Source organism: Caldicellulosiruptor changbaiensis (assembly GCF_003999255.1).
Classification (GTDB): domain Bacteria; phylum Bacillota; class Thermoanaerobacteria; order Caldicellulosiruptorales; family Caldicellulosiruptoraceae; genus Caldicellulosiruptor; species Caldicellulosiruptor changbaiensis.
Map to the genome: position 1 here is coordinate 1,094,218 of NZ_CP034791.1, position 14,410 is coordinate 1,108,627.

General features: G+C 31.8%; 13 protein-coding genes, 1 tRNA gene and 2 pseudogenes. 13 read left to right on the plus strand and 3 right to left on the minus strand.

Features of this window, described 5'->3' with window-relative positions; genetic code table 11:
- Positions 1–30: 30 nt before the first annotated feature.
- Both ELD05_RS05220 and ELD05_RS05225 read left to right on the plus strand, forming a co-directional pair.
- Entirely contained in the window at positions 31–1,140 is a 1,110-nt protein-coding gene (locus tag ELD05_RS05220; protein ID WP_127351609.1) for an ABC transporter permease, read from the plus strand.
- A gap of 97 nt (positions 1,141–1,237) precedes the next feature.
- Positions 1,238–1,324: transfer RNA gene (locus ELD05_RS05225), tRNA-Leu, on the plus strand.
- Between the two features lie 119 nt (positions 1,325–1,443).
- Here ELD05_RS05225 and gltX read toward each other — a convergent pair.
- Positions 1,444–2,892 (minus strand): glutamate--tRNA ligase, encoded by a 1,449-nt coding sequence (gene gltX / locus ELD05_RS05230; protein ID WP_045164937.1) that lies wholly within the window; start codon positions 2,890–2,892, stop codon positions 1,444–1,446.
- A gap of 1,194 nt (positions 2,893–4,086) precedes the next feature.
- Here gltX and ELD05_RS05235 point away from each other — a divergent pair.
- The 5 genes from ELD05_RS05235 (at position 4,087) to ELD05_RS13990 (ending at position 7,763) form a co-directional block, all read left to right on the plus strand.
- Positions 4,087–4,728, plus strand: a complete 642-nt coding sequence (locus ELD05_RS05235; RefSeq protein WP_164742580.1) for an SPASM domain-containing protein — start codon at positions 4,087–4,089, stop codon at positions 4,726–4,728.
- Positions 4,729–4,748: 20 nt separating this feature from the next.
- Positions 4,749–5,600: a zinc metalloprotease gene (locus ELD05_RS05240; protein ID WP_127351611.1), complete on the plus strand. Its 852-nt coding sequence runs from the start codon at positions 4,749–4,751 to the stop codon at positions 5,598–5,600.
- A 187-nt stretch (positions 5,601–5,787) separates the two neighbouring features.
- Positions 5,788–6,720, plus strand: coding sequence for an ABC transporter ATP-binding protein (locus ELD05_RS05245; RefSeq protein ID WP_164742581.1), 933 nt, complete (start codon positions 5,788–5,790; stop codon positions 6,718–6,720).
- Positions 6,720–7,541: an ABC transporter permease gene (locus ELD05_RS05250; protein WP_127351613.1), complete on the plus strand. Its 822-nt coding sequence runs from the start codon at positions 6,720–6,722 to the stop codon at positions 7,539–7,541. Before ELD05_RS05245 ends, ELD05_RS05250 begins: the two co-directional genes overlap by 1 nt.
- Before the next feature lie 63 nt (positions 7,542–7,604).
- Positions 7,605–7,763: a hypothetical protein gene (locus ELD05_RS13990; protein WP_011917690.1), complete on the plus strand. Its 159-nt coding sequence runs from the start codon at positions 7,605–7,607 to the stop codon at positions 7,761–7,763.
- A 40-nt stretch (positions 7,764–7,803) separates the two neighbouring features.
- Here ELD05_RS13990 and ELD05_RS05255 read toward each other — a convergent pair.
- Positions 7,804–8,253, minus strand: a pseudogene (locus tag ELD05_RS05255) (glutamate--tRNA ligase); the annotation flags it as partial.
- A gap of 580 nt (positions 8,254–8,833) precedes the next feature.
- Between ELD05_RS05255 and ELD05_RS05260 the strand changes: the two are divergent.
- Positions 8,834–9,679, plus strand: a complete 846-nt coding sequence (locus tag ELD05_RS05260; protein WP_127351614.1) for a DUF6345 domain-containing protein — start codon at positions 8,834–8,836, stop codon at positions 9,677–9,679.
- Between the two features lie 19 nt (positions 9,680–9,698).
- Positions 9,699–10,637 carry a hypothetical protein gene (locus ELD05_RS05265; protein ID WP_127351615.1) on the plus strand — a complete coding sequence of 313 codons (939 nt, stop codon included), beginning with the start codon at positions 9,699–9,701 and terminating at the stop codon, positions 10,635–10,637.
- Between the two features lie 104 nt (positions 10,638–10,741).
- Here the strand turns inward: ELD05_RS05265 and ELD05_RS05270 are convergent.
- Positions 10,742–10,999: pseudogene (locus ELD05_RS05270) on the minus strand (glutamate--tRNA ligase family protein); the annotation flags it as partial.
- Between the two features lie 465 nt (positions 11,000–11,464).
- Between ELD05_RS05270 and ELD05_RS05275 the strand changes: the two are divergent.
- Genes ELD05_RS05275 through ELD05_RS05290 form a run of 4 tightly spaced genes read left to right on the plus strand, consistent with a single transcriptional unit; the run spans position 11,465 to position 14,394 of the window.
- Complete coding sequence (locus tag ELD05_RS05275; RefSeq protein ID WP_011917685.1) at positions 11,465–12,082, plus strand: hypothetical protein; 618 nt, start codon at positions 11,465–11,467, stop codon at positions 12,080–12,082.
- A 56-nt stretch (positions 12,083–12,138) separates the two neighbouring features.
- The gene (locus ELD05_RS05280; protein ID WP_011917684.1) at positions 12,139–12,543 is read left to right on the plus strand and encodes an Ig-like domain-containing protein; all 405 of its coding nucleotides are present in this window, start codon (positions 12,139–12,141) and stop codon (positions 12,541–12,543) included.
- Between the two features lie 20 nt (positions 12,544–12,563).
- Positions 12,564–13,886 (plus strand): hypothetical protein, encoded by a 1,323-nt coding sequence (locus ELD05_RS05285; RefSeq protein WP_011917683.1) that lies wholly within the window; start codon positions 12,564–12,566, stop codon positions 13,884–13,886.
- The gene (locus ELD05_RS05290; RefSeq protein WP_241243622.1) at positions 13,873–14,394 is read left to right on the plus strand and encodes a hypothetical protein; all 522 of its coding nucleotides are present in this window, start codon (positions 13,873–13,875) and stop codon (positions 14,392–14,394) included. Before ELD05_RS05285 ends, ELD05_RS05290 begins: the two co-directional genes overlap by 14 nt.
- Positions 14,395–14,410 lie beyond the last annotated feature (16 nt).

Consider the following 14,410-nt stretch of genomic DNA (forward strand, 5'->3'; position numbering starts at 1 on the left):
AGATTGCTTAAGATAGAGGTGAGATTTAAAATGAATGGTTTCTCAATAAGAAGATTTGTTGCCATTGCGAAAAAGGAGTTTATTCAAATTAAAAGAGATAAGGCAAGTTTTGTTTTAGCATTTGTGGCACCATTTATTATGCTTATGCTCTTTGGCTATGCTGTCAAGATGGATGTCGAAAATGTGAGCATAGGAATACTTGACATGGCAAAGACACAAGAGAGTAGAGAACTTATAAGAAAGCTTCAGAACACAAGGTATTTTAAGCCAACCTTTTTTGCACAAAATCAGGTAGAGATAGAAAGTAGTCTTGACAGTGGAAAAATCAAAGCAGCTTTGATTATCCCTTCTGACTTTACAAAACTTCTTAAACAAAACAAAAGTCCTGAGGTACTTTTCATAGTAGATGGGACAGACCCCACAATTGCAAAGACAGTATTTTCAAGCGGTATTTTGACAATGCAAAACTTTGCACAGAAAAACTATTTTGTAAAACCTATTGTTGATGTCAGAACACGTGTAAAATACAATCCTTCTATGAAAAGCGAACTTTTTACAATCCCTGGTCTTATGGGACTTATTATGCAAAATATAACCATAATACTTACAGCCTTCGCAATTGTAAGAGAAAGAGAAAAAGGTACAATGGAACAGTTAATAGTAACTCCAATAAAATCTATCGAGCTAATTTTAGGGAAACTTGTTCCTTATACATTTCTTGGACTGGGTGACTTTTTAGTTGCGCTCCTGTTTGGAATACTATGGTTTAAGGTACCTGTGAGAGGCAATATTCTTTTGCTGTTTATCTTGGGGATGGAATTTGTCATTTGTGCGCTCGTGATAGGAATGCTCATATCTTCTGTCTCGAAAACACAGCTTCAGGCAATGCAGCTTGCACTTTTGTTTTTGTTGCCAAGTGTGCTGCTTTCAGGTTTTATGTTCCCCCGCGAAGCAATGCCAGCTGTGATAAGGTTTGTAGGTAATTTTGTTCCTCTTACTTACTTTTTGATAATATTAAGAGGCATTGTTCTCAAAGGTGTCGGGATAGAATATCTGTGGGATGAGGTCTTGGTGTTGATATTTTTAGGGCTTGTACTTCTTTTTATTTCAATAAAGAGATTTTCAAAGAGGCTTGACTGATTTAAGCATCTTGGAAAAATTGAAAATCTTTTTGGTTGACATCTGGTGGGAGTTTGGCTTAAAATATTATAATGTAAAGAAGAATTTATAAGCTTTTGCGGATGTGGCGGAATTGGCAGACGCGCAAGACTCAGGATCTTGTGGGGCTCTCCCCATGGGGGTTCAAATCCCCCCATCCGCACCAGATGAGAAAATATAAAAAATGACCTCACCAGGGAACAAAGCTGGTGAGGTTTTTATTTTTTGGAGTAATAAAAATAACTATTACTACCATGCAAAACATTTACCAAAGCCAATTTTATTCTACTTATTCAAAAATTTTTCACAAGTTCTCTCTATTCTTTTTACAACCTCTTTCTTACCAAGTACCTCCATCATCTCAAAAAGCCCGGGAGTAACTGTTCTTCCACTTATACAAACTCTGATTGTATGAATAATGTTTGCCGCCTTTACATTTAAGCTTTCGGCTTTTTTGCGAACAAGACTTTCAATCTCAGGAGCTGAAAAAGGTTCTAAGTTTTTTAGCTCATCTGAAAGAGATTTAACGATATTGAGATTTTCAGGTGTTAGGTATTTTTCAACTCCTTTTTGATCATATTCGTAGCTATCATCAAAAAAGTATGTGCTTGCATCCACAACCTCGACTAAAGTCTTTACCTTTTCACGAACAAGTTTCAAAGCAGATTTTACATACTCTTTGTCAAACCTCTCAATTTCGATGCCTTTTTTAGAGTAGAAATATTTCATTCTTTCATACAAGTCTTCAATATGAATCTCTTTCAGATAATGACCATTTATCCATGTGAGCTTATTTATATCATATATAGCAGCATTTTTGGACACTTTCTCAAGCTCAAATTTTTCAATAGCTTCATCAAGTCCAATTATTGTTCTATCTTCTCCAGGTGACCAGCCGAGCAACAAAAGATAATTCACAATAGCCTCTTTTAAATAACCATTTTCAAAAAACTCTTCCACAGAGGTTGCACCATGGCGTTTGCTCAATTTGCTTCTATCTGGCGCTAAAATCATTGGAACATGAGCAAATTGGGGCGGGGTTAGATTTAAAGCCTGATAAATAATAAGCTGTTTTGGCGTGTTTGAAAGATGTTCTTCAGCTCTTATTACATGTGAGATTTTCATAAAATAGTCGTCAACCACACATACAAAGTTATACGTTGGATTGCCGTCTGATTTTAATATTATAAAATCATCCAACTGGTCATTTGAAAACTCAACATCTCCTCGAATTATGTCATGGACTACTGTAACACCATCTTGTGGTGCCTTTATTCTGACAACTGCCTTTTCACCATTTTTTATTCTTCTTTTTGCTTCCTCTAAACTTATATTTCTGCATTTTTTGCTGTATTTGTAAGATACCTTATTTTGCTTTGCAATTTCCCTTTCCTTTTCAATCTCTTCTTGGGAGCAAAAACAGTAGTAAGCCTTACCTTCTTCTAATAGTTTATTGATGTACTCCATATAAATGTCTTTCCTTTGAGATTGGAAATATGGTCCAAACTCTCCACCAATGTCAGGTCCTTCATCCCATTCAATTCCAAGCCATCTCAAACTTCTCATAATACCTTCTGCCCACTCTTCCCTTGACCTCTCAAGGTCAGTGTCTTCTATACGCAAAATGAACTTTCCATTGTGTTTTTTGGCAAATAGATAGTTAAAAAGTGCTGTCCTTGCACCACCTATGTGAAGCTGACCGGTCGGACTTGGTGCAAATCTGACTCTTACCATCTTTTTACTCCTTTCATGCTAAGTTGCGTTTTGATTAGCATTATAAGTTGTTTGGTTTATAACAGAATGTATTATAACACAAAAATGCTGTTGAGAGAGCTGATTTTTTGAGAAAGAAAATAAATATTTTTTACTTTCAATTTCATAAACTGCACAGAAATTTAAAGAAATAAAGAGCAAATTAAAGCGTGTAGGGGAGCTAGATTTAAAAAATGAAGAGTAAAAAAAAAAGCGAAAAATGGATGTTGACATAGTATGAAATGTTTGGATAAAATATTAGTACAAAATTAAGTCCAGAAAGTGGACAAATAAGAAGATTTAGTTTATGTATCATAGAAACATGAAAGAATGATATAAAAAGATATTGTGCTAACGGATGGGTAGAATGAAGAAAAGATACTACTATGTTAGGCAGAGAGATAGGAGACTGTGGTACAGTATGGTTGGCAAGGAGTGGCAGGCAGGATGGTAAAATAGTTCCGATAGTAAAACTAAGAATGTTATACAAAAGATTAGTTTAGTAATTTATGAGATAGTCAAATGAAGCAAAGAAAGTTGGGGTAATATCTAGTGAGAAAGTGGTAAGGGGTACTCAAATACAAAATTATTTATCTAAAAATAAGAAAGAATGAGTATGTGAGGTAGAAGAAAATGAAATTCATTAATTAGATAAATATAAGAATACTTGCAATATGATAGTAAAATTTCATTTGCTTATTAAAAAGAAATGGCAGAAACAAGAGGGGAGAGAGAGTATGGAGTTATAAAAAAGGAATAAATATATCAGAAAATAATTGAACAAACCAATTAATAATAATGTTTCTGATACATGTTTTAACTAATGAATGTTATTTCTTTCTTAACAAAAATCCTAGTGGAGGGCTAAAATGAAAATTCCATTCAAAAGTGTGGGTATAATGTTAACGAAACAATGTACAGCTGAATGTGATATATGTTGTTTTTTTTGTTCGTTACATAAGAATGAAAAAATGTCAAAGGAACTTATAGTTAAAATTATTAATGAGGCAAAAATCGTTAATTCGATTTCAACATTTGGAATTTCAGGCAGTGAACCATTTTATATTTAGATGACTTCTTTTTACAATAAGTTTAGCGACTAAAAGCGGTTTTAAAATCACATGTACTACTAACGGTTTTTGGGCAGTTTCTCCAAAAACCACAGTTGAAATAATGATGGAATTAAAAAAAGCTGGATTAAGTCATCTAAGTGTAAGCATTGACGAGTTTCATTTAAAGTTTGTCCCTGTAGATAATATAAAGAGAATACTAAAAGTAGCACGTCAAATTGATCTGCCTGTTTTTCTAGGAAGTGTGGTGACTAAAACAAGCAAAAGATTATCTGCAATTTCAGAATTGTTAGGGGACGATTTATTAGGTTTCCCGATTGTAGAAGTTCCTTGTTTGCCAGTAGGTCGAGCAAAAGAGAAAATAAAGAGTGATAGCTTTTTGTATTCTTCACAATTACCAGCAAAAAAGTGTAGAAATATGGATACGATTGTAATATTACCGGATGGAAGTGTTTATCCTTGTTGTTCACAAGCTGGAATGACATCACCATTATTATTGGGTTCAATTTATAATTCTTTTTTAAAAGATATATTAAAAAACTGCCAAAGGAATTTGTTTTGTAATATTTTGTTAACAAAAGGGCCAATATGGTTTTATAATGTGCTTAAAAATGAATTTAACATTACGGAGTTGAGAGATAAGTATGTTGATATTTGCGATATTTGTAACTACATACTAGATAATAACAAATATGTAAAACTTTTAAAAGAACATTTATCAAAAAACAAATTATCTTCAGAGCTATAGATGAAAGATGTGAATATACTATGACAGATATCCAAAATGAAAATAAAAAAATTGAATTAGAAATATATTATAATGGCGAATATTACCTGTTAAAAACTCAGGATAAAAGATATTTTTATATAACAAGCGAGGATTATGTTCATCTGAAAGTGTTTTTGAAAGATCAGAATAGAATTTCTCTGAACAAAGAAGAGTTAAATATTCTCGAATCAAAAACAACAAAAAGAATAAAAATGTTAATAGAAAGTTTGGAAAAAAACGATAAAAAGAAAAAATTTCTAAATAGTATAATCTTGCTAGAATTCAAGAATGCTGATGTTTTCTTTAGTAAGATTTACCCTTTAGTAGCAATCCTTACAAGAACCAAAATTTTTCTTTTTGTTACAGGTATATTAAATTTGATTGAATTAGTAATATATAGCAGGTATTTCAGGATTGTTAATTTAAATAATAATTTCAGAAATATGTGGACTCTAATATGGATTATACTAAATATTATTATACACGAATTTGCTCATGCGTTAAGTGTAAGACATTATGGGCGAGAAATTCTGAGTGCAGGTATGAAACTTAATTTCTTTGTTCCAATCTTTTTTATAAACACAACAGACATTATTGTTTGTAAAAAAAGAGAGAGAGTTTGGGCTTCTTTTTCAGCTATTGTTGCTAATTTTTCACTTGGTTCTATAACATCTTTAGCAACCCTTTTTGTTCAACCTCTTCAAATTAAGATATTGTTAATAAGTTTTTCAACTATATCCTATGTAAGCGCTTTGATTAATTTGATACCTTTTTGGAAACTAGACGGCTATCATATTTTGTGTGATGTGTTAGGCATTCCAAATTTAGATAACTATTTTAAAAAAGTGTAAAGATGCTTATTAAATTCAAAAATCATAGATGGAATAACAAAGATATATTTACGTTAGTTTACTGGTTATTATCTGTAACTTTTAAATTAGTTGCTATTGGAATGATTATTTTTCAGTTATTTCTCTTTATAAGAAAAAATTTGTAAAATGGAGGAGAAGAAAAATTAACATGATAAATGCTAAATTTATGATTGAAGTGAACGATCTATCATTTGCCTATAAGTCCCAAAAAATTATTAGTAAAGTATGTTTTTCTATTGAAAAAGGAGATTTCTTCTGTCTCATCGGACCAAATGGAACGGGAAAATCAACATTGATAAAAATTTTATGTGGTTTTTTGCCATATCAAGAAGGGAGTATAAAAATAAAGGGAACTGAATTAAAACTATTAAAGGAAAACCTTCTTAATCTCGTTGGCATTTTGCCGGACAATTTTTCTGTCCCTGGAGATTTCACTGTATATGAACTGTTTATGTTCTGTGCCCAAGCTTTAGGTTACTCAACACTTGAAGCAAAGAAAAAATCAGAGCAACTTATAAACACTTTCGATTTGAATGCCCATAAAAACAAATTGATAAAAAACCTTAGCAGTGGGCTAAGAAGAAGAGTTGAAATTGCCCAAACTTTGATAAATGACTGCGAAGTAGTTATACTAGACGAACCTACTAACGCGTTAGATCCTAAATCTTCTGAGGATATTAAAATGTTAATAAAGACGCTCAATTTAAGAGGCAAGACGATTGTATATGTTACCCATTTATTAAACGAAATAGAGGATCTATATACAAAAGTTGGAATATTATATAATTCTCAATTAAAACTCTTCTCAAAAGATGAGTTACGTTCACATAATGAAAACGAAGTATTTATTAGCTTTTCAACTCAAGAGGACTTGAAAATTGGAATTGAATTTTTAACGGCTAACAATATAGATTATGAAGTAAAAAGCTTTGGAATTATAAAAACAAAAAACAAGGATTATCAATGTGATATATTTAAGTTGTTAAATGAATTAAATAAAATTGTAAACAAACCTGTAACCTTTTCATTAGGAAAAATTGATGTTGCTACCCTTTACAACAGTTTATTAATATGGGAAAAGGGAGGTAAGTCCAATTAATGAGCAAAAAGCTAAATAGACTTTTTTTGATAGTCAAAAAAGAAAACATCACATTTGCCAGAAGCAGAAAGTTTATTTATCTAATCCTTGCTTTATTTGCTCTAGGGATTCTTCAAATAGCTTTAATAATTGCATTTAACAGCGGTAAAAGTTCATTAGAAAGTTTTATATATGCCACTTACAATACATATGTTCAATTTCTTCCTTTAGCATTAATTCCGATATTAAGCCCAAGTATAAGTGGGGAAAAAGAAAACAAAACGTGGAATTTCTACAAAATTCATACTTTTAAAAATTGGGAAATAATACTTGGTAAATCAATTTTTTATAATATTTCCATTTTAATATCGATGGGTATAGTATGGATACTTGTTGCGTTTATTAGTGTGATAATTTTTAAAGATTCAAGGTTACATTATTCGTATATATTATTGGTAGTTTTAATTTCTTTAGCATCCATATCTTGTATAATTAACTTTGAGATATTTATATCTAGTTTATTTTCGAAGACATCAATAGCAGGACTTTCAACTGTGATTGGGTGGATATCAGTAACAGTAATAAATATATTAGTACCTCGACAACTTGGGAAAGGTTATTTAACACCATTTGCGAAAGATAGTTATCAAACACACATCGTTGCTAGATTACTTTCTATTCCTGATTATATTTTCCCTTTTACACATCTTCAAGGTCAACCAATTTTTCGTGAAGTTACAAGTGCTTTAATTTACGCTTTTGCAATTAGTTTGTTTTGGGTAAGTTTGTCCCTTATTTTTGGGAGATATTCTTTTAGTAAAATCTTCAAAACAAATAAATAATCCAAAAGAGGGGAAAAGAAGAATAGTAACGGAAAAATCAAAAAAAAAGGAAGAGTTGGTAAAATGATAGAGTTAAATAATGTTTCAGAGAGACTTCAAAAAGAAGAGAACGAAATATTAGAACTCATTAATAGCTATGAAGATTTACCCCTTGAAGTAGAACAAAGAGAAAACTTAGGATGGTTAATAATTTCCCCTGGTTGGTTTATTTTTACAAAATAACTTTAGTGTCTCCTTTTCCCCTCTTAATATTATATGCTTATGCCTTTTCACCGTTTTCGATTCTCTTTTTTGCTTCTTCTAAACTAATGTTCCTGCACTTTTTGCTGTACTTGTACGGTATCTTTTGCTGCCTTGCAATTTCCCTTTCTCTTTCTATCTCTTCCTGTGTACAAAAACAGTAATAAGCCTTTCCTTCTTCTAAAAGCTTTTGAATGTACTCAAGATAAATTTCCTTTCTCTGAGATTGAAAGTACGGTCCAAAGTCACCGCCAACATCAGGTCCTTCATCCCATTCAATTCCAAGCCATCTCAAGCTTCTCATAATACCTTCTGCCCACTCTTCTCTTGACCTCTCAAGGTCAGTGTCTTCTATACGCAAAATAAATTTTCCATTGTGTTTTTTGGCAAATAGATAGTTAAAAAGTGCTGTCCTTGCACCGCCTATGTGAAGCTGACCTGTTGGACTTGGTGCAAATCTAACTCTTACCATCTTTTTACTCCTTTCGTTTAAAGCTTTGTTTTGGTTCAGTGTTAGTTTTGTGACAGATTGTATTATAACATAAAAATGTTAATGAAAGAGTATCTTATCTTTTTATCTACCTTATAATTCATGATAGAGCAAAAATATATTACATTTGCAAAAAACTGTTTAGGATTTGTAAATAAAAAATTAATTTTAATTTATGAAAATTTCCAATTATAACATAAAAAATTTATCTAATTTGCCCATTGCATTATGTTTTTTTTGATATAACTATTTACAGTTACTTTATCCAATGAAAGGAGTTGATGATTGTTTGTATATATGACACCTTTTAAATACTTCAAACCTATTTCCCGTCAAAAAGGACTCAAAGTTGATTAATAAACATTAAAAATTTATTATTCTGACAAGGTTTATTTTGACAATTCTGATATTAATAACTATTAGCAATAACTGTTACCTTGTTCTTCTTAAATTGCTTTAATGGAATATAGACAAAGGAAAACTTTTAGAAAGTTCTTATAATAACACTCATATTGAGTTTTTACTGTAAAAAATTTAACAAAAGCAAGGGGGCTAAGTAGAATTGATTAAAAATAAATTTTTTATTTCTCTTGCTTTAATTATAATACTGATATTTAACTTTTGTGTAGCTTTTTCGGCAAATTTAAAAGGTATTTACCTTGGCGTTAGCACTTACAGTAGTCCAAATGGCTCATGCACATATGGCGATAGAGCAGGTGCTCATTATGTTTATAATTTAGCTGATAGTTTATGGAGAAATGCATGGGTAACTGCTTATCTTATAAAACTCAATAGTGAAGCGAATGAATCCTATTTGAAGATTACTTCACTTACGTCACAGGCTGATTTGTTAGTTTATTCTGGACATGGACTGTGTCTTTCTAAAGAGAATGCTGCTCACTTTTTTGCAAGAAATACAGGTGAAACTTGGCATAACAGTTCGATGGAATATAATGATGAGGTAAATGCAAGAACAAACGAAGTTCGATTTGGGCGCAGTAATCTAAAATGGGTTATAATGTATACATGTAACTGGCTTACCAACAACGGGGATCAAGAAAAATTAGAGAATATTTATAAAACATTTGAGGGCGCAACACTTGTTATGGGTTTTGCATCTACCATGTATTTAGACAGTCGTGAAGCAATTAAATTTGCGCAGCTTTTGGTAGCGGATAAATTAAGTTTTAAAGATGCATTTGTGCAAGCTGCAAGAATTTATCAGTCACAAAGGCAAGATGGTCAAAGCAGTATTGTTCGTATAATGGGATATAAATTAGCAGCGAATGATTCGCTTTATAGTTTTTATGGCTGTCGACCTGAAAAAGAATGGTATAGAAATTACAAGCAAGGATATAGTATAATAGCAGATGTAAAAATACCTGCAACTGGGGTAGTTATTAGGTAAATGAGAGGGGTTGAGCTAAATGAAAATAAAAAATGCTAAAATGCAAAGTATATTAAAAATTTCTTTTATAGTGCTAATAATTGCTTTTATAGCGGGTTATTTTTTGTATATTAAAGCAAACAGGATACCGCCGCTTAATATTCCTATGCCAGGAAATGAAATACCTGAAATAGACTATAAAGTAACAGCAAAATTTGACAATTTGCCTGTTGAAGCTATGGTATACAGATTTATAAAGCCAAAAAACATAGATATAGAGATTAAATCTTTAGCTAAAATATTTGGACTAAAAGGTGAAATGGAATATCAACCTATATGGAGAACTTATTTGATAAAAGAGAAAATAGATGAAAAGTATTATCGTGCATTGGAATATGAAATTGACACAGGGAGATGGCATTATGAAGATAGCAAAGGACTTGATAATAATGATCTACAAAATCTACCTTCTGATGAAGAAGCAAAAAAGATTGCACTTGATTTTTTGAAAAAGAATGGTCTTTATGATAAAAGATTTATTTATTGTGCAGTTACAGACTCTTCATCTGGCGATAAAATTACAAATGATTATAAGGTTCATCACAAGAATGTATATTTTTATCCCGAGATAAAAGGAAAGCCTGTGTATGGTGTTTCAAGGATAATAGTGGTTGTAGGTGATAATGGAAAGATAGTTGAAGTTTATAAATGGTATAAGGAGGTTGAAGAATACAAAAAGGTAAAGATAATGCCTGCAGAGAAAGCTTTTGAAAAAGTTAAAAATAGAGAAGCATCGAATAATATCAATCCTATGGCAAAGTCTGCAACAATAAAAGAAGTTTTTCTTGCTTACTGGGAAGATGCAGGTACAATTGAAGAGCAGCCATATTTGCAACCTGTTTGGGTATTTGCCGGGGAGGCAGTGACTGAAGATGGGAAAGTAGAAAAATTTGATGCTGTTGTTCCGGCTATAGAGTAAAAGTTTGGACTGGTTGTATATGTAGGGATGTCTCAAGACAATAATTTTTGATAATTAATATAAGTAAAAAATAAGAGGGTTGAGGTAAAGTTACCAACCAACCCTCTTGCTTTTTCTATTTCCTCTTGGCTACAAAAACAATAATAAGCTTTTCCTTCATCCCATTCAATTCCAAGCCATCTCAAGCTTCTCATAATACCTTCTGCCCATTCTTCCCTTGACCTTTCTAAATCGGTGTCTTCTATACGCAAAATAAATTTTCCATTGTGTTTTTTGGCAAATAGATAGTTAAAAAGTGCTGTCCTTGCACCGCCTATGTGAAGCTGACCTGTTGGACTTGGTGCAAATCTGACTCTTACCATCTTTTTACTCCTTTCATGCTAAGTTGCGTTTTGATTAGCATTATAAGTTGTTTGGTTTATAACAGATTGTATTATAACACAAAAATGCTGTTGAGAGAGCTGATTTTTTGAGAAAGAAAATAAATATTTTTTACTTTCAATTTCATAAACTGCACAGAAATTTAAAGAAATAAAGAGCAAATTAAAGCGTGTAGGAGCTAGATTTAAAAAATGAAGAGTAAAAAAAAAAGCGAAAAATGGATGTTGACATAGTATGAAATGTTTGGATAAAATATTAGTACAAAATTAAGTCCAGAAAGTGGACAAATAAGAAGATTTAGTTTATGTATCAAGGAAGCAAGAAAATATTACAAATATGAGGAAAGTGACCAGACTGTTTAGATGTTTTAAATGATTGATAACGCTCATATTGAGCGTTCTGCAAAAGGCTAAATTAAATTTTAAAATTTGGAGGAGGAAAGTGTAATGAATGCAAGAAATAAGAAGTTTTTAAGTATGATTTTAGCAATGTTTTTGGTACTCCAATTTTTACCGTTCAATATGTTTGCTGCTGATGGAGAAGTTCAGATGTCTGGACGGGAAGCTGTTGATTATGCTTTGTTTTCTGCAAGTCGAGAGAGCGCATTATTACTGAATGGTTCAAGAATCAGCATAAAGGGTGATGTGCATACTAATGCGGACTTTGTGTATCAAGGTTCAGAGCTTGTTATTGACGGTGTATGTGAAGCTTCAGGTAAAGTGAGTGCAAAGAATGCAAAAGCTTTAATAACCAAAGAAATTGAATGTGCACCCATTATTGATATGTCAGATTATACTACTGAGATTAAAACAATAGCAAGTGAAAATACTGAGGTATTTGAAGCTGACCTGAAATATCATGGGAACAGTATAGTATTCGAGAAATCTATCGTTGCTAATGGGAGTATTTTTGTAAATGGTTCGAAATTTACAACTAATGACTATATAATAGCAACGAAAGATATTTCAATTAATGTGGTGAAAAGTGAAATTGGCTTTAAAGATGGGAGTGTTATTTGTTCTGAAACAGGTAATATTACATTTAATGGTTCTGGGTTAATATAAAGGGTATCATTTATGCGCCCAAAGGAACTGTTACTATTTATTCGGGAATATTTACTTTGAAAGGAAAGATACTGGGAAATAAAATAATTTTTAGAGGAAGTACTTTAAATGTACAGAGTAGCAAAGAGGATATAGATTTAATTTACAGAGAAACAGATATAATTTTTGATCAAATTCGAAATGAATATGAATGCAATATTGAACATAAAATATCATTTACGATAGTGGACAAGTTTGGCAAACCAGTACCGAATGTTATCTGTTCAATAAGTGTTACAGGCAATGCAACTGCACCAAGTTCTGTTACGACCAATAGTGATGGAAGAGCAACTATTGTTATTTCGGATAGTATGAATGAATCAATTACGCTAACAATAAGATTAATGGTAGTTTTGAAAATGACCTTATTGGGTGGCAAACGGACGGAGATGGGAGAGCAACAACTGGGCTTGGCTTTGTAAAGCCGACAGATGGAAGCAAGATGGGGATTATTTCAACAGGTTTAGGCTATACGTTAGAACATGGTGAGCTAAAGCAAAGAATATTTATACCTGAATATGCCAACAAGTTAATATTTGATTGGAATGTTTTATCAGAAGAATTTTTAGAATGGATAGGTTCACGCTACGATGATCCATTTGTTGTAACAATAACCTTAGAGGGTGAAAATGGGCAGGAGGTTAAGATTTTAGATTTGGACATAAATAAAATAGCTTCAATGTTTAATGCGACAGAAACTAACGGTGGGAATTTAATAAATGTTTCACCTGAGATAGTGTTTGATAAAGGCGATGTATGGATGACAGACTGGCAGACCACAGAATTTGATGTAACACCATTCAGAGGGCAGAATGCAGTTTTGAAATTTAGCGTTAAAGATGTGGTTGATACCATATATACGACAGCTGTGTTGATAGATAATATTAGATTTGATGTAAATTACGGATATTCAGGGCGACCAGTAGAAGTTGATCCACTGATGTTTAGCAAAGATTTTAGCAGGGGTATTTTTAATAACACAAAGGGAATAAGTTATATATTTTATGATCCAAAAAACTTTAAATCACAAGCAGAGTTTGCGAGAAAATGGGTTAGATTTAAAAATGGATACAAGAGTATAGAACAGGTTAAAGCCATCCAAGTAGAAACAGAGGAAGTATTTGGTAAAGAATGGAATAATATGAAAGATGATGGGATTGACGATGTAATTTTGTTTTTTCACGGTAAGTATTATGCTATAATGATAAATAATGATAGAGACATTGATGGTGATAAAAAAACAGATAAAGAAAACCTAACAGTCAATCCAGATGGGAAGACACTACACGATGATTCAGCAACTGAAATAAGGAAATTAAAGGAAAAGAAAATAAAGGAACTAGTATTGCTAAGTTGTAATAATGGTCTGCTTGATGCTATAGACACTAAAGCAACAATAAGTGAAAAAGATAAAAAATTAGTTACCCTTGGTAACGTGGCACAGGCATTTTTAGAAACGCAGGATGTTGAGAAAGTAGAGGGGTTTGATGGCTCATTGAGTTTTTTCGGGGGCACATGTTTTCCAAGAATTGCTTTAGACCAGAGTTCTTTTTACGAACAGCTTGAGCAATTAGAGAATTATAAAAGGCACAAAAATTTTCCAAGGCCGGTTGGACTTTCGTATAATCCTTTCGGAATAAAAGTATTACCTGTTGGGAAGGTCATATATTTTAAAGATAGAAATGGAAAGACGAAATGTTCATATAAGTGTGATAAATTTTTAGTAGAGATAGAGGTGATAGGTAATTATGATGGAAAAGAGTGAAAGCAAAAAAGGGATGGGTTGTTGGGCAATATTAACAATCAGTGTAGGTATGTTTATTTTTTGGTGGTATATATATCCTATTATACCTTTTGAAGTTAAAACTTATTATGTTGGTTGGATAGAGAGTGACAAAGAAATAGAAAAAATTATTTGGCGAGACAGTTTTGTAGAATATGAGGTTAATATGTTGTTAGTGTTAGGGTATGATAAAAATAAAAGCTATCGTGTCCAGAAACTATTAGAAAAACTGAGAAAGGTGGATAGTAATAAATATAAATTGTTAGTAGTCTATGGTTCACGAATTAAAAGAATTAAGAAATCAATGGACAATATTTGTACTTTTGATGTGTTAGAATTTGAAAGAAATATACCTGAAAACAGAATTCATTATTACTTAATAGACAGAAGAATCCCTGCAATAAGTCCTGAATTTTGGGGGATAAGAATAATTGATTATAGTACCAAAATTAGTTTGTTAAATGTTATTGTACAAAATGTTGTAAAATAAAAAGGTAAAACTATAA